Origin of the sequence: Paenibacillus sp. 1-18, assembly GCF_000520755.1 — a bacterium.
In the GTDB taxonomy this organism is placed as follows: domain Bacteria; phylum Bacillota; class Bacilli; order Paenibacillales; family Paenibacillaceae; genus Paenibacillus; species Paenibacillus brasilensis.
In genome coordinates, this window is sequence record NZ_ASSB01000248.1 from 1 (window position 1) to 21,853 (window position 21,853).

At 47.5% G+C, this 21,853-nt stretch carries 17 protein-coding genes, 1 pseudogene and 1 riboswitch; of the genes and pseudogenes, 12 read left to right on the plus strand and 6 right to left on the minus strand.

The genetic code is table 11. From position 1 onward, the window contains the following. The 4 genes and pseudogenes from L693_RS28195 to L693_RS0115675 form a co-directional block, all read right to left on the minus strand. Positions 1-222: pseudogene (locus L693_RS28195) on the minus strand (ABC transporter ATP-binding protein); the annotation flags it as partial. Positions 223-267: 45 nt separating this feature from the next. Beyond that, the gene (locus tag L693_RS0115660; protein WP_025718102.1) at positions 268-1,044 is read right to left on the minus strand and encodes an ABC transporter permease; all 777 of its coding nucleotides are present in this window, start codon (positions 1,042-1,044) and stop codon (positions 268-270) included. After that, positions 1,041-1,334: a thiamine-binding protein gene (locus tag L693_RS0115665; RefSeq protein WP_025718104.1), complete on the minus strand. Its 294-nt coding sequence runs from the start codon at positions 1,332-1,334 to the stop codon at positions 1,041-1,043. The genes L693_RS0115660 and L693_RS0115665 overlap by 4 nt, the downstream gene beginning before the upstream one ends. Before the next feature lie 449 nt (positions 1,335-1,783). After that, complete coding sequence (locus L693_RS0115675; RefSeq protein WP_025718108.1) at positions 1,784-2,830, minus strand: ABC transporter substrate-binding protein; 1,047 nt, start codon at positions 2,828-2,830, stop codon at positions 1,784-1,786. Between the two features lie 181 nt (positions 2,831-3,011). Then, positions 3,012-3,121: riboswitch (TPP riboswitch) on the minus strand. Positions 3,122-3,391: 270 nt separating this feature from the next. Here L693_RS0115675 and L693_RS0115680 point away from each other — a divergent pair. The 6 genes from L693_RS0115680 to L693_RS0115705 all read left to right on the plus strand — a co-directional run bounded on the left by L693_RS0115680 (position 3,392) and on the right by L693_RS0115705 (position 10,842). Further along, positions 3,392-3,826 (plus strand): pyridoxamine 5'-phosphate oxidase family protein, encoded by a 435-nt coding sequence (locus tag L693_RS0115680; RefSeq protein ID WP_025718109.1) that lies wholly within the window; start codon positions 3,392-3,394, stop codon positions 3,824-3,826. 226 nt (positions 3,827-4,052) lie between these two features. Continuing rightward, the gene (locus tag L693_RS0115685) at positions 4,053-6,155 is read left to right on the plus strand and encodes a bifunctional 2',3'-cyclic-nucleotide 2'-phosphodiesterase/3'-nucleotidase (RefSeq protein WP_025718111.1); all 2,103 of its coding nucleotides are present in this window, start codon (positions 4,053-4,055) and stop codon (positions 6,153-6,155) included. A gap of 231 nt (positions 6,156-6,386) precedes the next feature. Further along, on the plus strand, positions 6,387-7,433 hold the full coding sequence (locus tag L693_RS0115690; RefSeq protein WP_025718113.1) for an EAL domain-containing protein: 1,047 nt from the start codon (positions 6,387-6,389) through the stop codon (positions 7,431-7,433). Between the two features lie 401 nt (positions 7,434-7,834). After that, positions 7,835-8,848 carry a zinc-dependent alcohol dehydrogenase family protein gene (locus L693_RS0115695; RefSeq protein WP_025718115.1) on the plus strand — a complete coding sequence of 338 codons (1,014 nt, stop codon included), beginning with the start codon at positions 7,835-7,837 and terminating at the stop codon, positions 8,846-8,848. A gap of 29 nt (positions 8,849-8,877) precedes the next feature. Then, entirely contained in the window at positions 8,878-10,035 is a 1,158-nt protein-coding gene (locus tag L693_RS0115700) for an SMP-30/gluconolactonase/LRE family protein (protein WP_025718117.1), read from the plus strand. Positions 10,036-10,053: 18 nt separating this feature from the next. After that, entirely contained in the window at positions 10,054-10,842 is a 789-nt protein-coding gene (locus L693_RS0115705; protein ID WP_025718119.1) for an SDR family oxidoreductase, read from the plus strand. A 155-nt stretch (positions 10,843-10,997) separates the two neighbouring features. Here L693_RS0115705 and L693_RS0115710 read toward each other — a convergent pair whose 3' ends face one another. After that, positions 10,998-12,089, minus strand: a complete 1,092-nt coding sequence (locus tag L693_RS0115710; RefSeq protein ID WP_025718122.1) for a hypothetical protein — start codon at positions 12,087-12,089, stop codon at positions 10,998-11,000. 196 nt (positions 12,090-12,285) lie between these two features. On the opposite strand from L693_RS0115710, the gene L693_RS0115715 reads away from it, so the two are divergent. Next, complete coding sequence (locus tag L693_RS0115715) at positions 12,286-13,986, plus strand: glycoside hydrolase family 13 protein (RefSeq protein ID WP_025718124.1); 1,701 nt, start codon at positions 12,286-12,288, stop codon at positions 13,984-13,986. Positions 13,987-14,072: 86 nt separating this feature from the next. Here the strand turns inward: L693_RS0115715 and pdaA are convergent, their stop codons facing one another. Next, entirely contained in the window at positions 14,073-14,870 is a 798-nt protein-coding gene (gene pdaA / locus L693_RS0115720) for a delta-lactam-biosynthetic de-N-acetylase (RefSeq protein WP_025718126.1), read from the minus strand. A 275-nt stretch (positions 14,871-15,145) separates the two neighbouring features. On the opposite strand from pdaA, the gene L693_RS0115725 reads away from it, so the two are divergent. The 5 genes from L693_RS0115725 (at position 15,146) to L693_RS30655 (ending at position 21,758) form a co-directional block, all read left to right on the plus strand. Further along, a complete protein-coding gene (locus L693_RS0115725; protein WP_025718129.1) occupies positions 15,146-16,171 on the plus strand; it encodes a methionine ABC transporter ATP-binding protein in 1,026 nt (341 codons plus the stop codon). Continuing rightward, entirely contained in the window at positions 16,168-16,833 is a 666-nt protein-coding gene (locus L693_RS0115730) for a methionine ABC transporter permease (protein ID WP_025718131.1), read from the plus strand. The genes L693_RS0115725 and L693_RS0115730 overlap by 4 nt, the downstream gene beginning before the upstream one ends. Before the next feature lie 157 nt (positions 16,834-16,990). Then, positions 16,991-20,134 (plus strand): hybrid sensor histidine kinase/response regulator, encoded by a 3,144-nt coding sequence (locus tag L693_RS0115735; protein WP_025718133.1) that lies wholly within the window; start codon positions 16,991-16,993, stop codon positions 20,132-20,134. Positions 20,135-20,253: 119 nt separating this feature from the next. Continuing rightward, a complete protein-coding gene (locus tag L693_RS0115740; protein WP_025718135.1) occupies positions 20,254-21,405 on the plus strand; it encodes a response regulator in 1,152 nt (383 codons plus the stop codon). A gap of 200 nt (positions 21,406-21,605) precedes the next feature. Continuing rightward, the gene (locus tag L693_RS30655; protein WP_167518688.1) at positions 21,606-21,758 is read left to right on the plus strand and encodes a hypothetical protein; all 153 of its coding nucleotides are present in this window, start codon (positions 21,606-21,608) and stop codon (positions 21,756-21,758) included. Positions 21,759-21,853: the final 95 nt, after the last annotated feature.

A 21,853-nucleotide genomic window follows, 5' to 3' on the forward strand; every position in this document is an offset into this window, starting at 1 on the left:
TTTTCCACTGCCGGACGGGCCGATGAGGGAGACGAATTCTCCCGGTTTAACGGTCAGGGATACATCCTGCAATACGGGCAGTGAGCTACGTTTTTCACGGAAGGCGAGGCTGATGCCATCCACTTCTAATGCCGGAGGAGCAGATGAAAGCTCCTGCTGTTCCCCGACCCGTTGTTCATCAGCCATGCTTTGTGATGATAAATCAGGAGGATGCAGGCTCATACGCACCACGTCCTTTCTTCGGGTTTATTTGATTCCATTTGGAAGCTATTCCTGATCCGGTTTCCAGCGGACCAGCCATTTTTCCAGCAGTATAATAATGATAAACATCAATAGACTGAGTGCAACAATGATGCCAATGGCGGCAAAAATCAAATCCGTGCGATAGGCTGATTTTTGCAGCATCATATAATATCCGATTCCTTCGCTGGCACCGATCCATTCGGCAATAATTGCGCCCATCACGCTGTAGGTGGCAGCAATCTTGATGCCGGAAAATACCTGTGGCAAGGAGTGCGGCAGCTCCAGCTTTAGAAAAATAGCCATACGACCCGCGCCCGACATGCGCATATAATTCATCATCATACGGTCCGTCCGTGTCAGTCCATCCATGGCCGCTACAGCCACGGGAAAGAAGCACACTAATGTAATCACCATCAGCTTTGGCAGCACGCCAAAACCAAACCACACCATCAGCAATGGACCAAGCGCAATGATTGGAATGTTTTGGCTAAGGATGAGCAAAGGGTACAGGGAAGATTTGAGAAAGGGAATCGTATGAAGAACAATGGCAAGCAACAGTCCCGTTGCTGTCCCTATCGCAAATCCTCCAAGTGTCAGGCGAATCGTAGCCCACGTATGGGCACCAAGCAACGCCGACTGGGCTATGCCCTCATGTACGATCAGGGACGGAGCTGGAAGCAGCCAGGGTTCAACATGGAAATAGGAAACCGCCCCTTGCCAGGCCGCTAAAAAGAAGAGGACCGCCACAAGGGGCGGCCACACGCTTTTCCACCAGGGTGCGTTCTTGCCTTTTGGGTTCATGGGCGATACTTTTCTGTCAGCTTGTTCATGCTGATGCCCTGTGGATTATGTGCGATTTTGATCTGTGAAATGATGCTGGGGCTGCCGGCCTCCGTCAATGCCACGTGCATTTCTTTAACGACTTGCAGCAGCTCGTCCAACTCGCCCTCCATTGTCGTATCCAGGGGGTTAACCTGATGCTTGACACCGGAACGTTGAATAACCTCAATCGCCTTATCTACATAAGGATAAGAGTCCTCGTTGTTAGGTGTTTTAGGAATCACTTGAATACTGAGCAAAGTGTTAGCCATGCGAATTCACCTGTCCTTCATTTGGAGTGTTTTAGAGAAAATAGGGTGGTTTAAGGTGGTGAGACCGCTTCGCTTCTCCAGATTCAAATGAACCGCTCCGCTGCCAACCGCCTTAAAAGCACCTTATTTTTAAAGCTGGTTTGTGTGGCATTTTTAACACACAAGCGCACCTACTTAGCGCTTAGAAAAAATGAAACTAAAGAAGTGGAACGAGAACGAAGTGGTCGGAATGGTGCTGTAGAAGCGTTAGCGTTCGCTTTAAAAGCTTTCCGTAGGAAAGCTCGCTTCGGAAGCATCACCTTCCCGGATTTCAACCTCTAGATTTTGATAAAAGAAATCCGGGGGCGGTGGCGATGGGAAGCACCATCCGACTGCGTAGTGGCGCTGCATGTACACCTCTAGTTCTTTGACTTTATTTAGTTGGTGATTTTAGCGTTTTAGCAAAATGCTCAACGCTTGGGCAAAAAGTCGTTTGTGAAGGCTTTGTCGACCTCCAAAGGTTTGCTGAGCAGCTTGCGTTCGTACATCCAGTCCGAGTAGTTTTTCCATACTTCTGCTTTTTGCACACCCCATTGCGCGGCATCGTCCTGATAATGCGGGCTTAGCCATTTTTGGCTGGCAAGTACCAGCTTTTTGTCCAGCTCCGGCACGGCTTTGCTTAAGATATCCGCGGCTTCTTCCGGGTGAGCAATGGTGTATTCATAGCCTTGGGCGGTAGCGTCCATGAACGCTTTGACCAGCTCTGGATCATTTTTAATGGTCTGTTCATTGCTGACAATCACAGGCGTATAGTAATCGAGGCTTTTGGAATAATCCTTTACATACAGCATATCCAGTGGTTCACCCCGTAGCTTTGCTTCTATGCCGGTCCATCCGTAGAAAATCCAGGCAAAGTCGATATCCCGCTTCACGGCTGTAAAATAGTCGGCATTGCCCATATTTATGATCTTCACTTTGCTCACATCAGCCTTGTCTGAATCCATGATGGATTTCATGACCGCTTCTTCTACGGGTGAACCCCAGCCGCCGTATGTTTTTCCTTCAAAATCCTTTGGGCTTTTAATTCCACGGTCTACCGGGGCCGCGAAACCAGAAGTATTATGCTGAATCACTGCAGCGATGGACACAAGCGGGACGCCTTGCGTGCGAGCCTGGGTGACACCTTCTTGATAGCTGATACCAAAAGGTGCCGCATTCGAAGCGACCATTTGGTCGGCTCCGCCTGAACCAGGTTGAACAATTTGGACATTCAAGCCCGCTTTTTCGTAAAATCCTTTATCCTTGGCGACGTAGAGTCCCGTATGATTCGTATTTGGTGTCCAGTCGAGTACGACTTTAACGTCCTTAAGCCCCTTTGCCGGGGTGGATGTTGGAGCGTTGCTGGCAGGAGCCGCCTCTTGAGATGCAGAGGGGGAGCCCCCGCCGCAGGCGGTCAGTGTCAGGGCCATGAGCCACAGACTAATCAGTCCCAGGCTTAACATTTTCATGCGCTTCATCGTTGTGTTCTCTCCTTTTAATTACCCGTCATCCGTCGAATTAGACAGCTTATGCATAAAAATAACATCTGCCGGACGCTAGCGTTCCAACAACTTAATCCTCAACAAAAAAAGCGCCCCAAGGTTCCGGGACGCTTGCGCTTGTATATACCAAAGTAAGGGATGGCCTATATAAAAAAGCACATCATAGCTTAAGCATTCCTACGCTGGCATTACCCAGATCAGGTTGTAAGGGTCAGTGTCTTGGGACACACTCTCAGCCGGCCGATTCCAGCACCCCTGGCATTGTATGGTTTAATGGGTTTATTTATTCGGGTCTAATACGACGATTATATGCCTTGAAGGCTGGACTGTCCAGCATTGAGGAAGAGATGACGGTTCATTTGCCAAACGACAGGGTACACTTTTATTGTGAGCTTCGCTCTGAAAATGAACATGAACCATTCAGAGCTGTGCGAGTCATGCTAGTTTCAGGTCAGCTGCGCAGATAGGATCAGATAAGCTGGTGCTGGATGACATGTCCGTACAGAACTGTAATTCACGAAAAGGAGTTGTTGTACCATGGGTAAAACGGAAACATTGGATCGCAGCCAACTGGAACAAGCCATTGTGAAGGCTTTGGATAACAACAAATTTTGCTCGTTGGGCACAGTGGAGGGCGGTAAGCCGAAGGTACGCTATATGGCCCTCTTCAACGATGGAATGAACATCCATCTGGCAACGAATCGTAAAACACATAAGGTGGATGAGCTAGAAGACAATCCGAATGCTTACCTTCTGTTGGGTTATGAGGTGGGGGGCACGAAGGAAGTTGTAGAAGTAGAGGCTTCCGTCCAGGTCACAGCAGATGAGGGACTGCGCAAACAAGTGTGGAATGACTCCCTGAAGGAATGGTTTTCCGGACCGGATGACCCGAATTATGTCATTTTGGACGTGAATCCGACTCGAATTGAGTATGTGGGTCAGCAAACCGAGCGGCAGGTGTGGGAGAAATAGCGACAGATATTCAATTGAAAAAACCAGCAAATCTTTCGAGTTATGGAGGAGGTTTGCTGGTTTTTTATTTGTGAAAAAAAATAATTATTTTTTTATAAATAACTTTGAGCAAATGACTACTTTTTTGTCTGGCGTTGGATTAAAATAGGAATGGTGGGTTCAAAGCTTACATATATGTGCAAAAGTATGTATATGAGCCATAAACCTTAATGAGGAGGGGTATATTTTGTTATTTCGTAAAAATTGGTTTAAAGGGTTTACTGCAGCGGTTGTAGCTTGCAGTATGCTGGTATTTACAGCTGCTCCGTCCTGGGCTGCCGATGATTCTCGGGACAGAGCCACAGTGAATTTGCGAATTATGGAAACGACGGATATTCACACGACGTTGATGAACTACGATTATTATGCAGACAAGGAAACCAACGAATATGGCTTGATTAACACAGCCGGACTGATCCAGCAGGCACGTAGTGAAGCGAGAAACAGCCTGTTGTTTGATAACGGCGACTTGCTGCAAGGCAATCCGTTGGGCGATTATATGGCCAGAAACAAAACCTTCGAGAAAAAAGGCGGTGTCCATCCTGTCTACAAGATGATGAACTTGATGGGCTACGATGCTGCTACAGTGGGGAACCACGAATTTAACTACGGTCTCGACTTTTTGGAGAAATCACTCAAGGGTGCCGATTTCCCTTACGTCAATGCGAACGTGTACTATGACAACGGGGGCCAAGATACTAAAAATTATTTTACTCCTTATAAGATTCTCGATAAAACGGTAACGGATGAGAAGGGTAAACAGCAAACGCTCCGAGTGGGTGTAATCGGCCTGGTAACTCCTCAAATCATGCAGTGGGATGAAGCTAATTTGCAAGGCAAGGTTGTTACGAAGGATATTGTGGAAACGGCAAAAAAATTCATTCCTCAAATGAAATTGGAGGGTGCCGATATTATTGTCGTGCTTGCACACACAGGTTATGAGGATGTGCCGCAAACACCAATGATGGAGAATGCCGTTAAATATTTGAGCCAGGTGGATGGAATTAACGCGATTCTGTTTGGACATGCACATAAATCTTTCCCAGGCCCTGATTTTAAAGGGATGAGCGGGGTAAACCTGGATAAAGGAACCATTAATGGTGTACCGGCTGTTGAAGCCTCCTCGTGGGGCAAGGAGCTGGGCATTATCGACCTGAGTCTGGAAAAGGAAAAAAATGAGTGGACCGTTACGAATTCCCAGTCTGAAGCACGTCCGGTTGTGAATGCCAAAAATCAAGCTGTACAGACGAATCCAGATTTTAGGTTGGTAGATGCAATCAAGGATGAGCATAAAGGAACGCTGGATTATGTTCGTCAGCCGGTCGGAACTACCACCGCACCTATTACCAGTTATTTTGCATTGGTGCAGGATGACCCATCCATTCAGATTGTGACGAATGCACAAAAATGGTATGTTCAAAGCCATCTTAAAGGGACCGAATATGAAAATCTTCCCGTATTGTCGGCCGGCGCCCCATTCAAGGCCGGTGGTCGCAACGGTGCTTCGTATTACACCAACATTCCCGAAGGTACGATAGCGATTAAAAACGTGTCCGATCTGTATGTGTATCCGAATACGGTTCATGCTGTAGAAGTAACCGGTGCTGAAATTCAGGAATGGCTGGAGTGGTCTGCGGGTCAGTTTAACCGCATTGATCCGAACAAAACAGAGGAACAAGCGCTAATCAACAAAGATTTCCCAACCTACAATTTTGATGTCATTGACGGTGTAACTTACCAAATTGATGTAACTCAGCCTGCACGCTACGATGCCAAGGGAACTATTATTGATTCATCGGCTCATCGTATTAAGGACTTGCAATATAATGGGAAGGCAATTGATCCTGCACAGAAATTTATCGTAGCCACCAATAACTACCGTGCTTCCTCATCCAAACTGGCGAACCCGGATGGCAAACGCATTGTCATGGCAGCGCCGGATGAAAACCGTCAAGTCATTACTGACTATATCCGTACGAACGGAACCATTAATCCGTCAGCGGATGGCAATTGGTCTATTGCTCCTTTCGGTCAGGCAAAGGTTACCTTCGAGTCCTCTCCTGATGCCAAGGATGTGCTGGCTGGAAATCAACAAATTGCATACTTGAGCAGCGCAGCAGACGGCTTTGCCAAATACAGCTTAAAAGCTGGTGCGAAGCCTAATGCAGCAGAGACTCCTGCTAAGGAAGCTGTAGTCCCTGCGAAAGCAACAGCAAAGCCAGTGGTTAAAACAACGAAGCCTGCAGTTGCCAAGCCAGCTAACACAACCAAGCCAAAGACTTCCAAGTAAGTTTGCTTTCCGGCTCCAAAGCTTAACAGAGCTAAGCAGCAAGTCTCTATCCGAGAGACTTGCTGCTTTTTTGATTTTTATGAAAAATAATATTTTTTTGCCGAACCTACACTTAAGTCCTAAATTTCGACGGGTTACAAGCTTGTTTTTCTGGATTTTGTAGTACTTTTGCTCTAGTTACTTGTGATATAATGGTGAAAAAACCGGAAAATTGTTCCGAGGAGGACCATTATGACTTGCAGCAGTTGCAGCATCATCTTACCTATTAAGGATCAAGGATTGCTGAAGATCAGGCATCCCAGGGTGTCGCTTAGTCCAGCATTAGATGGCTTGGGTATGCTATCGCAGCAATGCTGTGAGAATGGCAGAGTGTTTCGGTATAACAGTCGTTCAGAGCTGGAGCAGCTGGTTAACGGACTGGCTCGTCTTCCCCATGAATGGCTGCTACATATGGAGGCTTTGGTGACCGGGATGTATCATGTGGAAGGATATGAGGACTGGCTTCTATTTAGCCAATTGCAAGTCAGACTCCAACATCCGGAAATTGTGAATATTATTTGTGACAAAAGTTTTTCCAGCCACCTGCAGCCTATTGTTGACCACAAATTGAACATTATCGGGTTTGAGTTTTTGCTGCGTCCGTCACATTCGGAGCGGCCCTTTCAGCCTTTTCAACTGTTTGAAATTGCCCGTGAAGCTGGCCTGCATGCTCATTTGGATCGTTCGGCCCGTATTTCCGCTATTGAAAAGAGTGCAGCATGTCTTCCTGCGGGGATTAAACGGTTTATTAACTTTCTTCCTTCAACCATTTATAATCCTGTCTACTGCTTGAATCATACCTTTGAGACGATTGACCGGTTGTCCATGAATACGGAGGATTTTGTGTTTGAGGTCGTAGAGACGGAAGAAATTGACGACCTGAGTATTTTGCATCAAATATTTGAAAAATATCGCATACGGGGAGTTTCAGTGGCACTTGACGATGTAGGGGCAGGTTATTCCACGACAGAACTTATGAATTGTCTCCAGCCGGATTATGTCAAAATTGATCGAAGTTTAATTAATGGCTGTCATCGTAGCAGTGACCAGAAGCGACAGATTACAGGGATCGTGGAATCGGCTTCTCGCTTTGGTGGCTTGGTGCTGGCTGAAGGCGTTGAGCAGATGGAGGATTTTGAGTTTTGTCGTGAAGCAGGTGTGTCTCTGGCTCAGGGTTATTTGTTTGGCAAGCCGGAACCCTGCCCGCCCTCCAATTTTGTACTTAGTAGAGTAGTGTAGTCAGAAGCACGTTTAAATCTACGTAGTCTATAAAATGTGGAGCTTAAATGGGTCTGTCTCATAAGCAAAATTTTAACTGTATTGGAAGTGCTTATATCACCATTAATGTAAAAACGCGAGTGCAGAGGTTATTCCACCCCTGCAACTCGCGTTTTTTGGTTCATGCTTGTCTACCTGAGCAAGTTATGGGCAAGCGAAAGGAACCCAGCCTCCAATTTTTACTTGGTAAGGAACGCAAAAAAAAACGGAGGCAGTTTTACGACACGTTTTATTTTTAAAGTAAAGATTGACGTTTTGAAGATAAATAGATACAGTGTATTATACAGGAAACATTGTTTTCTGTATAATACACTGTATCTATAATGGGTAAAAAATTTAACATTGCAGGGAGGACAACCAAAATGAAAGCAGTGCAACTGAAAAACGGTTTCGGCTTTGAAGAATTAACCTTGACGGAACTCGACATACCGGTGCCGGGACGGCTGGAAGTTCTAATCCGCATAAGGGCAGCGTCTCTTAATTATCGAGATTTGGTAATACTTAATGGAGCAGTGCCGACCGGCATTCAATTTCCCTTCATTCCGTTATCCGATGGAGCGGGTGAAATTGTGGCTGTGGGCGAAGGGGTGACAAAATTTCAGGTTGGACAAAGGGTAGCGGGAAATTTCCAACAGAAATTCATTGGCGGGAGCACCAGAGCGGAGGTATTAAAGGACAGTCTGGGAGGCCCGCTCAGTGGAGTGGCGGCTGAATATATCGTTCTGCATGAAGAAGGGGTCGTCGCCATTCCGGATCACCTTTCTTGGGAGGAGGCTTCCACCTTGCCGATTGCGGCATTAACCGCATGGAGCATGCTGATGGAATCCGGCGGGCTGCGAGCGGGGGATACGGTGCTCTTGCAAGGAACAGGCGGTGTTTCCATCTTTGGGCTTCAATTCTCTCTGATGGCGGGAGCACGGGTAATTATTACATCGAGCAGCAATGACAAGCTGGAACGGGCAAAAGCTCTCGGCGCATGGCAGACAATCAACTATTCGGAAGTTCCCGAGTGGGGTAAAGTGGCTCTGGAGCTGACAGGCGGCGGAGTCGACCATGTCCTGGATGTGGGGGGAGCGGCAACAATGGCACAATCCATCAATGCACTTCGTACCGGAGGGACTGTGAGCATGGTCGGATTCTTATCGGGCTTGACCATTCCTGAGTTCGATGTCACCAGCATTTTACAAAAGGCTGCGACGATTCGTGGCAGTCAAGTCGGTAACAGGGAACATTTCGAAAACATGAATCGCGCCATTTCCCACCATCAGCTACATCCTGTCATCGACCGGGTATTCCCGCTCAGCCGAATCGGTGAAGCCTTTGCACTTTTGGCTGAAGGAAAACAGTATTTCGGTAAAATCGTCGTTCAAATATAAATATTACCCACATCACATAGGAGGCACTCATGCCCAGTAAACCTGATTTGTCCATCAAAGATTCTCTAGAAAGAAAGAATAAGAAACCGCGTAAATGGGGACGCAGAGCCGGATTATCGCTGCTGACGGTAATCCTTCTGGGAGTGATTATTTTCATGCTCATCCCTTCCCCTGTCCAGCCTGCAAAATGGATTGCACCTTCGGCTCCCTCTTTTGAGAAAGCGGGTCCATGGCAACAAAATAATAAACTCAGCTCCGCAGAGCTTGTTACAGATGCTCCTAAGTTTCCGGAATTTATCACCTTTGACAAGGAAGGTAATTTATATACGGGAGACTCCGACGGGAAAATTTATAAGGTTGCCTTTGATGGAAAGGGCAATCCGCAAAAGGCCCAACTATATGCAGATACCAAAGGAACACCCAATGGACTTATGTTTGACGCTAGTGGAAATCTGATCGTTACGGATGTCCAGAAGGGGCTGCTGTCTGTAGATCCTTCCGGGAACGTGACGGTGTTGGCCGATCAAGTCGACGGCACACCGATCTATTTGGCCAATGAGCTAGATATTGCGAAAGATGGCACTATTTATTTTTCTGACACCTCCAATTATGGCAGAGTGACCTTCAAAGAAATCGCCGAGAACAAGCCACATGGACGTTTGCTGAAATATGATCCGGCGACCAAGCAGACGACAGTTCTGTTGGAAGGCCTTTATTTTGCGAACGGGGTTGCCTTGTCTGCGGACGAAGATTTTGTGCTTGTGGCAGAGTCGTATCACTACCAATTGACCAGATACTGGCTCAAAGGGCCGAAGAAGGGGACTTCGGATATTTTTGCGGATAATCTCGCTGGTTTTCCGGATAACATTACGCGTGATGATCAAGGCCATTTCTGGGTCGGTCTCTTCACGACACGTATTCCCTTTGTAGATCAGATGCATGGAAGCCCGTGGCTGGCTGGAATGATGGCCAAATTGCCTCAATCGCTGCTCAGCGGTGCAAGCGCACCTGTGAAGCATGGGCTTGCTGTGGAGCTTAATTCGCAAGGGAAACTCATCGGAAGTTGGCATGATCCTGAAGGCTCGCTTTATGGCGTAACTACGGCTGTAAACCATGACGGATATTTATATATAGGCACAGCTCCTGGAGGCAGCCAGGGTGTTCATCGCGTGCTTTTAACCAAATAAGCTTGGGGAGGGTTTAATATGATATTGGATGAGTTGGAATTATCCTGGAAAGGGAAGGAAAGCCTAGCCGGTAAAGTGGCTTTGGTAACAGGCGCAAGCAGCGGCATTGGGGCATCGATTGCAAAAAAACTGGCAAAGCGAGGCGCATATGTAGCTGTATTGGCACGCCGTCAGGAGCGATTGGACGAATTGGTTCGCGACTTGCACCAAGAGGAATTGTACGAGGTCATGGCAATACCTGCCGATATCCAAAAAGCTGAAGACGTACAGCAGGCGGTTCACGCCATTCTTGAACGCTGGGGGCGGCTTGACATTATCGTTGCCAATGCCGGCTTCGGGTATCGAAGCCCACTGGCAGAAGTGGACCTGGAACGATGGGAGGAGCTTTACAAGACGAATGTGCACGGTCTTGTCCTGACACTGAAGTATGGGCTTCAGCCAATGAGGGAACAGGCCAAGGGGGATGTTGTCATTGTCTCCTCTATTGCAGCGAAGGAAGTGGTTGCCGGAGGAGGACTATACAGCGCTACCAAGTACGGCGTTAGCGCCATAGCTTCCGCATTGCGTTTGGAGACCAGTACGCAAGGAATTCGTGTAACTGCGATTCACCCCGGGGCGGTGGCGACGGAATTTTCGCAGGTGGCCGGATATCCCGAGCAGGAGATTCGGGCGTTTGCTTCGAGCGTTTTGCCGCTGCATCCCGATGATGTTGCTGAAGCTGCCCTGTATGCACTGGAGCAGCCGGAGCATGTCAACATTCCGGAGTTGACCATTATGCCTTCGAGGCAGGTCCAGCGGTTCAAATAGAGCGGTATTAAGTGTGTTTGGGCAACTAAAGAACAACTATCCATAACCTGCTCAAATGGGCGAGCATAATCCAAAAAGCACGAGTTATAGGGGGAAATAACCCTAGAACTCGCGCTTTTTTTACGCTAATGACGAAGGAGTCATCGTGAGTATAGCTATAGTGTAATAACGTACAAACCTAGCGGCGTAGTTGCACTGCCTGCGACCATGAAACTGACAACATAGCTGGACCTGCCGGGAGGGACGCTGATATCAACCAATCGGCATAGCTTGGTATTATCTCGCAGCAGAGGGATACCATATACATGATTGCCTATGCGTACAGATCCGGCAAATGCCCCTCCACGCGGATTTGCATAAATCCGCACGGTACGTACCTCGTCACTGTCATTAACGATGGGAATGGTCGCGTTGTATATGGTGCCGAATTGTCCGCGGTTATCCAGCGCAGGGCCCAGCTCGCTGCGTGCCCCGGTAAACAGCAGATCGGCAGGGGGATCGCCGTCCAGTTTTTTGGTGGCACACGCCCGATAGTTGGCGCTTTGCCCTACCACGTACGCCGGCATCCGTGCATTCGTTTCGGAAAAGGACCACACCCCTCGTGGATGCGCCTGCGGTGGAGGTACAGGCGGGAGCGCATCCGTATGAATCTGACGCAGGTCGACCTGCGTGTTCTTGCTGACCACGGTGCGAATGACGTAATCCAGCGTACCGTGGCCTTCGCCATATTCCACCGTGAAGTCATAGGTGAATCCAGCCAGCGATCCTTCGGGCAGCTTGAATTCTTCCAGCAGGGCGGTGCCTCTGCCAAATTTATGACGGTCAACTGGCTTCAGACGTTTCATCGCACCCGCCAAACAGCTTTTGGCAATGGATTGCCCGACATCTATAATCCAGTTGCCATCCTCAGGGGCAATCTCAAGAGCGCGTTCCATATGACGTACCTCCAGCACAGCATTACTTTTGTTTTCTACCGTAATGCCTAGCTTAACGGGGCCTCCGATTTTGTTATAATGCCAGCCGAAAATGCGGTGCTTGACCGTACGGGTGGTGGTACGAACTACATCATGCCACAGGGTGGCTTGCTCAGTAGGTACAGTCACGTCGGTAAGTGTCTCCGGGTTATCGCTAAGCATCAGGCGGCGGTTTCCCCCTTCGGTGGCTGACTCCACATCCACATGGATGTTTGGCGGGATTACAGCGGACTCTACAATCAGATCCTGGAGCTGCTTGGGTCGATGGTTCACATGAATTCCTCCTTTGATTTAAGAATGGCATCGCTTCTGGTTCATATATATGGGTGGTTCATATATATAGGTAAAACCGAGTCAATGTGTACAACCTGAAGCTGTCTTATTCCTCTAAATAACGATTCGTCAGCTGGTATTGCGTGTATGTTAACAGCATAAGCTATTGGATGCAGAGAAGCTACAGGAGGGAAACATGCCTAAAAAGATATGGTGGAAGGAAGCAGTGGTGTATCAGATATATCCTATCAGCTTTCAGGATTCTGATGGAGACGGAAAAGGCGATCTGCAAGGTATTCTGTCCAGACTGGATTATCTGTGTGAGCTGGGCATTGATGTGATCTGGATTTGCCCTGTGTATAAGTCGCCCAATCATGATAACGGATACGATATTAGTGATTATTATGCCATTATGGATGAGTTCGGAACGATGGATGACTTTGATGAACTCTTGCACAAGGCGCATGAGCGAGGCATCAAAATCATGATGGATCTGGTATTAAACCACACATCAGATGAGCATCCGTGGTTTACGGAATCACGCTCGTCCAAGGATAATCCGAAGCGGGATTACTACATATGGCGAACAGGCAAAAATGGTGGATATCCGAACAACTGGGAATCGTATTTTTCCGGTTCTGTGTGGAAATATGACAAGCTTACAGACGAATATTACATGCACCTGTATTCCGAGCACCAGCCGGATTTGAACTGGGAGAATGATGAGATGGTAGGCGAACTCTATCGTATGGTGGAATGGTGGCTAAAAAAAGGAGTTGATGGCTTCCGGTTTGATGCTATCGCCCATATTGCCAAAGCCGAGGGACTGCCTGATGCTGATAATCCCGATAAGAGGACATTGGTGAGGGCCTATCAGCTCTTTTCCAATCTCGAGCAGGTACATGACCTTTTGCGCATGCTAAATGAAAAAGTGCTGATGCGTTATCCTTTAATGACTGTCGGTGAGACCTCCGGTCTGGGTCCGGAGCAGGCGCTTGATTATGTAGGTGACCAGCGGCATGAGCTGAATATGGTTTTCCAGTTTGAGCATATGTTTGTCGATGCCCAAGGTCAAGGGACTGAAAAATGGAATTTCAAGCCATGGACACTGGTGGAGCTGAAACAAATTATGAGCCGTTGGCAGACCGTGCTTCATTCGGAAGGATGGAATGCCAATTATTTAAACAACCATGATCAACCGCGTGCCCTATCACGATTTGGGAATGATGGGCAGTACCGTGTGGAATCAGCCAAAATGCTGGCAACCTTCATACACATGCTCGAAGGCACGCCTTATATTTATCAGGGTGAGGAAATTGGCATGACCAATATCGCATACCCGTCAATTGATGATTACCGGGATGTGGAGACGCTAAATTACTATGAGCAGCAACGAAAGATAGGTGAGCCTGAGGAAGAGATTATGGCTGCAATTTGGAGGAAAAGTCGGGATAATGCGCGGACTCCTATGCAGTGGAATGATGGTCATGCAGCCGGCTTTACCGACGGAGAGCCGTGGATGAAAATCAACGATAACTATACGCACATCAACGCGGAGGTGGAAAGAAGGAATCCGGATTCGATTTTTCACTACTATCGTAAGCTGATTGCTTTGCGCAAACAGCATGAGGTTATTGTTTATGGCGAGTACAAGCTGCTGTTACCACTTGATACAGAGCTGTATGTATTCACCCGCATGCTGGGACAGGAGCATTTGCTGGTCATTTTGAATTTCTTTGAACGTGGTCCGTTGTTCCGCTGGCCAGAGGAGGATGGCTATGCTACTGCCAATGCGGAGCTGCTGTTGTCCAACTATGAACCGGTACAAGGGGAAAATCTGCATGAATTGAAGCTGCGCCCTTATGAGGCAAGAGTGTATAAGCTAACCTTGCAATAAAAAAAGCCCGATTCACACTGGCTGCTGTAAGCAGGTGTAAATCGGGCTTTATTACATTTACTGCACATCAAAATTCAGTTGCAGCTTTAGTGGTAATGCTTAACCTTGAGGTCATCCAGGCTTTTGAACTCGTACCCTTGCTTACGTGCTTCGTCTATAATCGAACCAAGCGCCTCGGTGTTGTCCTTGGATACAGAATGAAGCAGAATGACCGCTCCGGGGTGAAGCTGACGTATAACTTGTTGGTAGGCATAATCTGCGCCCTGCTGGATATTTGTATCCCAGTCCTTATAAGCAACAGACCAAAATACGCTCGTATATCCCGCTTCTCGGCAGGAGGCCAATGCTTTTTCGCTGAATATGCCGCGAGGCGGCCGAACGTATTTCATTTCCTTCTGTCCGGTTAGCTCCGCCGATGCATTTCGTACCCGATCCAGCTCGGACCGAATCTCTGCTGAAGAAATGGTGCTCATATCAGGATGGCTCCATGAATGGTTCCCGATAATATGACCCTCACTCGCCATGCGGCGCATCAGAGCGGGCTGGTCCTTCACAAAATGCCCGGTTACAAAGAAGGCGGCTGGAACCTTCTTAGCCTTTAAAACATCCAGCACCTTGGGCGTATAACCATTCTCATAGCCGTTATCGAACGTGAGAAATAATTCTTTTTTAGTAGTATCCCCCAGAAAGATGCCACCCTGTCTTTCAATCAGATGCATAAAGCCCTCTTGTGCGATAGAGGGCAGCTCGCCTCCCTTACTTTTCTTAAACCCAAAATGATAAGGCTGTCCGTCAACAGTCTGAGCAGCTTGTGTGGATTCACCCGTAACTGCTAACATCCCTATAACCGCAACGCATAGCCACAAGGTAAATATTCGTTTCATTTAACTTCCTCTCTTCCGTCTTGTTTGGGCAAGGTGTGTATGCTTCGGCATATTCCATAGAGTCCGCAATGCTATGACTATTTATGCGTAAAATGCCCTCAGAGTTAAAGCTTAATCATTGCGACCAAAAAACACATATTGACATGAATATTAAATCGAAGTAGTATACTTTATAAAACTCACTAGAATACTCGGATTTAGTGGACTAACGACAAACGGATGCAAACAGCTCAGTGGTATCTTACATACTTGAAGGAACGGAAGGAGCTAAAGCAATGATTGAACTAAAAAATGTATCCAAAACCTATGTAAGAAAAGGGTTAAGCATAGAGGCGTTAAAAAATATAAATATCAAAGTGGATAAAGGGGATATTTTTGGTTTTATTGGATTCAGCGGTGCAGGTAAAAGTACATTGATTCGACTGGTCAATCGTCTGGAGAAGGTATCCAGCGGGGAAGTTTTTGTTGAGGGGGAGCTATTAAATACCTATTCGACCGCAGGGCTTCGAAAGATAAGGAAGAAGATCGGGATGATTTTTCAGCATTTTAATTTGCTGGAATCGAAAACGGTGTTCGATAATATTGCAATACCACTGGTGCTGCTCAAGCGCAACAAACGGGAGATTGAGCAGCGGGTAAAGGAGCTACTCGAGTTCACGGGCTTGTCCGACAAAGCAAACAGCTATCCAAGTGAGCTGTCCGGCGGTCAAAAGCAGCGTGTCGGGATTGCACGGGCGCTGGCGAGCAACCCGTCTATTTTACTCTGTGATGAGGCGACTTCGGCACTTGATCCGCAGACCACGCAGTCTATTCTTGATTTGCTTCGCAAAATCAACAAGGAATACAAGATCACCATTCTGATCATCACGCATGAGATGTCGGTGATTCAGCGGATTTGCAACAAGGTAGCCGTAATGGAAAAGGGTGAAATCATTGAGCAGGGCAACGTATTGGAGGTATTCGGGCAGCCGCAGCATCCGACGACGCAAAGCTTTGTACGCACAGTTATTCACGATACGGTACCGGATAGTGTGCTGCAAACGTTCGAACAGCAAGAGTCACAGCGGATTTACAAACTGGAATTTATCGGCCAGGCAGCTTCTGAACCAGTGGTTCATGAATTGATTCGGCTGCATGATGTTCATGTGAATATTTTATTTGCCAACATGACGGAAATACAAGAAACGACGATTGGCTATATGACGATCCAACTGCGTGGTGAACAGCATGCCGTCGAGCAGGCTGTTGATTTTATCAAAAGCAAAGGGGTCAATATTCAGGAGGAGGTGAAGTTCCTATGATGATTACAGGAACTACAATAACCTGGGATCAGCTGTGGGAAGCATTGTATGAATCCTTGCTCATGGTCAGCATTTCGTTATTCATTGGTGCGCTAATCGGTATACCTATCGGTATTTTGCTGGTCGTCACTCGTCCGGGTGGCATTTTAGAGAACAAATGGCTTTACGGTATTTTGAATCCAATCATAAACATTGTTCGTTCTTTACCGTTTATTATTTTGCTGGTAGCGATCATTCCGCTAACCCGTTTGATTGTGAATACATCCATTGGAACCAGCGCGGCGATTGTCCCCTTGATTGTATATATTTCACCTTATATCGGCAGGCTGGTTGAAAATTCGCTGCTGGAGGTTAATCCGGGAATATTAGAGGCGGCAGATGCAATGGGAGCAACCCCTTTTCAGGTCATTCGTTACTTTTTGCTTCCCGAAGCGTTCAGCTCTCTAATTTTATCGTTAACGACAGCCACCATTGGCTTAATTGGGGCTACTGCAATGGCTGGTGCGGTCGGCGGCGGCGGAATTGGTGATCTGGCCATCTCCTACGGCTACCAGCGGTTTGATACGTTAGTTATGCTGATTACCGTGGTTGTTTTGGTCTTATTTGTACAAGGCGTTCAGTCTTTAGGGAATCTGTTGTCCCGTAAAGCACGCAGGAGTTGATGAGAAATAACTGATATACAAGGATGTATACATGGGACGGTGCGCACAGATTTCGATCTGTGGCGAACGTCCCTTTTTGCGTGGGTAGTGTTTCTAACACAGCAGCTTAGAATAACCGATACAACAAGTTAGATTATACAGAAAGAGCGGAGGATTTATGAAAAGACAGGGTGTTTTATTTTTTATTATACTTCTGCTTGCGGTTGCGTTGCCCATTTATCCGCTGGTGTCGGGCGTACTATCCGAAAACAGTCATTGGAAAGCTCACGATGGTGTTATGGATTTACGCAATTGGAATCCTGAAAAGGAAGGCCCCCTACAACTGGGTGGAGAATGGGAATTTTACCCCAATCAGTTGGTACAGCCTGCATCTTTTCAGGATTTGCGGGATAAGAATGGGGAAATTCATCAGAATCCTGCTGAATCGCGATTGGAAACCGAATCTTCCGCCAAGATTGTAAATGTGCCTGGTAAGTGGAATCAGTCGATGCCTGGAGGACAGGCGACCGGATACGGAACATACCATATTCGTGTGTTGCTGCCTGAAAAGGCAGAAAATCTGTACGGCATTTATATGCAAAACATTCGCAGCGCCAGTCAGGTGTGGATTGACGGGAAAAAAGTAGGAGCTAGCGGTGTTCCGTCTATATCCAGCGACAAAGGTAGGCAGGGCAACGCTCCCTATGTAGGCTTTGCTGCGGTAGATGGACATTCGGCTGATATTACCGTGCAGGTGGCGAATTACAGCTATTCCTCTGGTGGAATCATTTATCCATTGTTATTTGGGGATTACGAGAGTATTACGCATAGCCGGGAAGCAGCAATGGCAGAAGACACCGTGCTGGTAGCGGGATTTTTTATTCCTACCGTATTTTTTATCATGATGTATTTTTTGCGTAAAAAAGAAAAGGCATTGCTTTATTTGGGATGCTTTTGTATCGCGGCTTTATTTTATATTTTGACGCATGGAGAAAAGCTGCTGGTCTGGGGAATGCCATACTTGCCTTATGAGTGGATATTAAAGATACAATCGTTTTCTTCAACGCTGTCTTACTATTTTTTAATTCAGTATGTTCATCAATCGACACAGATTGTCATGAATCGGATGGTGCAGCGTCTATATTTTATGGCAACAATCTTGATGCTCGGCATGGGGCTTCTGCTGCCTACGTTGGTACTCTCCTCCTTTGAGGCATTCATTCTTCTTTTTGGCGTATTCAGTGTGGGATATGTATTGTTGATCTTGATTCGTGGACTTCTTCAACGGACGGATGATGCGGCACTGGTTGTCATTAGTATTATGAGCATACTCATGATTGTGGTGACCAGCTTTGTGTATATTCTGGGCTGGGGGGATGTACGCGGAGTGACAGCTTATGAAATGCTCATATTCGTGCTGGCTCAAACGCTGCTGCTGGCCAAACGTTTTGTCCATTCATTTTTGGAGGTCGAGAACCTGTCACAGCGTTTGCTGACATTGGATGGGTTGAAGGATGAATTCCTGGCGAACACATCACATGAGCTGCGCACTCCTTTACACGGGATTATCAATATTGCCGAATCCATGCTGGATCGTTACGGAGCACAATTCAATGAGCCACAAAAGCATAACTTGACCTTGATAGCCAAGGTGGGGCGCAGACTGTCCTATTTGATTAATGATATTCTGGATTTTTCCAATTTAAAAAATGGAAGACTGGCCTTAAATCGTCGCCCTGTAAATGTACAAGCTGCTGTAGATTCTGTACTGGAAGTGCTGGATCATACGATGGACAAGAAAAAGCTCAAATTCGTAAAAGAATGGCCCTGTTCATTGCCGAAGGTTCATGCGGATGAGGATCGGTTGAATCAGATTCTGTACAATTTGCTGGGCAATGCGGTGAAATTTACGGAGGAGGGCCAGATCTATATCTCTGCCAAGGTAGGGTACCGGGTAATAGAAATCAGCGTGAAGGATACGGGCCCCGGTATTGCCAAGGAGCATCTTGCACATATATTTGAACCTTTTAACCGAGGGGCTAATGCTGATGATAAAGGGTCTGGTGGAACCGGGCTTGGATTGGGCATCACCCGCCGCCTGGTGGAGCTGCATGGCGGTCAAATGTGGGTAGAATCCAGACTGGGGAAGGGTTCAACCTTTTATTTTACACTGCCTTTGGCGCAGACGGGTACGTTAGCCTATGAGGACCGGAAAGATGATTCCACTACGGTTATATTGCAGTCTGGCGCAATGCTGAGTCAGGATGTGAATCCGGTTGAAGAGGAGGCGGTGGAGCCTGTTAAGCCTGCTTCTTACAGAGTGCTGGCTGTAGACGATGATAAGGTTAATCTCCGGGTGCTGGAGGAGCTGCTATATACGATAGGCTGTACTGTGGTGGCTGTGGACCATGCCGAGGGGGCGCTTCACATGCTGAATAGCCGGTCCCGGTTTGATCTGGTTATTACGGATTGGATGATGCCGAAAATGTCCGGTATTGAGCTGTGCCGCCGGATACGGGAACGGTATTCTCTGTCCGAGTTACCGGTATTGCTACTCACGGCACGCGATCTGCCTGGCGATATCCGCGCAGGCTTTATGGCTGGCGCCAATGATTTTTTGCGCAAACCTGTTGATGCTGAGGAATTAAAGGCGCGTGTGCGCACGCTGTTGAACATGCGCGATTCAGCGGAGGAAGCGGTGCGCTCGGAAATGGCCTTTTTACAGGCACAAATCAAGCCGCATTTTCTGTACAATGCGCTGAATGTCATTGTCTCGACCGTAGCCGCTGACCCGGACAAGGCAGCGGAGCTGCTCATGGAGCTGAGCCAGTATTTACGTGGCAGCTTTGATTTTCAAAATAGGGAAAGTACAGTTCCGCTTATCAAGGAACTGGAATTGGTGGAATCGTATGTGGCGCTGGAAAAAGCCCGTTTTGAAGAACGTTTGCAGGTAACTATTGAGGTAGGAAGGAATACCCGCTCGCTTATCCCGCCATTAAGCATTCAGCCTATCGTAGAAAATGCAATACGCCACGGTGTAATGCAACGGGCAACAGGTGGAGTCGTGCAGGTTGCTGTTAAGCAGGATGGAGCCTACTTTGTGGTTAGCGTGTCTGATGACGGTGTAGGCATGCCCCCGGAGCGACTGGAACAGCTGCTGTCGGAGGAACATGTATCCTCCAGTGTAGGGCTTAGAAATATCCATCGGCGTCTTATCCATATGTATGGAGAGGGGCTGCGAATTGAAAGTAATCCCATGCGGGGGACCACGGTAAGCTTCCGTGTACCGGAAACGACCTTGCCTCGGCATGACGATGAATAAAAAAGTATAGTACATGTATCGGAAAAGCTAATATCACATCCGTATTGAAACGATATATAAAATATAAGAAATTACAATCGTATGGACGATGGCAGCAGGAAGGGAGTACGGACACATAGATGAAGGCGATTTTGATTGATGATGAGCGGTCGGCATTGACCTACCTGGAACGGTTGCTGGAGGCGGACGGACGGTTAACGGTAATGGGCAAATATACGTCTGCACAAGCGGGACTGGATCATCTGGCGGCAGAACGTGTAGATATTGTTTTTATAGATATCGGAATGCCGGAGATGAACGGCCTGGAGGCTGCCGAGTGGATTCAACAGTTGGACTCTCATATTCATATCGTTTTTGTGACCGCATACTCGGAGTATGCTATTGAAGCATTTGAGCTGCAAGCACTGGATTATCTGTTAAAGCCTGTTCATGCCCGGCGGCTATCCAAAACGATCGACCGGATTGCTGCTTTGCTGGCAGATTCCCGTTTTTCCACTTCGGGGGTCATAGTAAAGCAGACACCGAAGGTACGGTGTTTTCAGAAGCTTGAAATTTTGGAGGATGGTCAGGAAGCCGTAGGAGCAAAGCCATTCAAATGGCGCACATTAAAGTCCCAGGAACTGTTTTCCTTTTTATTGCACCATGAAGGAGACTGGGTTAGCAAGGAGCAGCTGCTGGATGCGCTGTGGCCTGAATATCATTTGGACAAGGCGGTTGTTCACCTGCACACATCCATTTACCAAATCCGCAAGGCGTTGAAAGAACGGATGCAGGATACGAAACTGGAATACAACCTGGATCGCTACCGCTTGAACCGCAATGGGTGGGCTACGGATGTAGAGCTATTCGAGCGGGGAATATCCGAGTGGGCCGCATCTGGTAGCGGGGGTACGCCGCGTATGGATAGCCTGCTGGAGCTGTACCGTGGCAACTATCTGGAGGAGCACGATTACCCATGGGCATACGCGAAAAGGGAAAAGCTGCGCAATATGTATCTGGCATGTGCTTCTGAGCTGGCAAGAGAGGAGCTACGCTCAGGCGGCACCCGGAAATCTGTCCAGCGCTTGATCAGTCTCCAGCAACGAGAGCCGTACTCAGACGATATCTGCGGACTGCTGCTGACAGCCTATGCCCAGTTGGGCGATTATGCTGCTGCACAAAAGCACTATGAAAGCTTCGTCAGCCTATTGGAAGATGAGCTGGGCATTGAACCTCAACAGGTGACGCACCAGCTATATATACAGTTGAAAACACAAACGCAACCTGCGTAGACCGCTGTACTGGCTCAGGTAGAGCAGAAAAAACCGCTTCAAAGGGGTCGCCTAGAAGCGGTTTTTTTACATGGATGGAAATACTCGCTTTTTGCGTTTGAATTAGCCTTTTTTCTCTATAATCTGCTATTCGCTGATGCAAGTCTCCTACCCTGGCATATTCATATATAAATTTACGTTCATTGAAGGAGGTCATTGGATTGGGAAGAACGAGACGAACTGGCTTTAAGAATAAAAGAATCTCGGTGGACGTCAGACAATCATCTTCAGCTCAAACAGGACAAGGCGGCAACCCTATTTCTATCAATGCTTCGGATGTTGGGGTCGTCAGAACGGATATTAAAAACAAGTAATCTTTTTTATGTAAAAGCCACATCGTCGGCGCAAATAAACCACCGGGATAGACAGGTTTTCTAACCTGTTCCCGGCGGTTTCACTTAAATTGTCG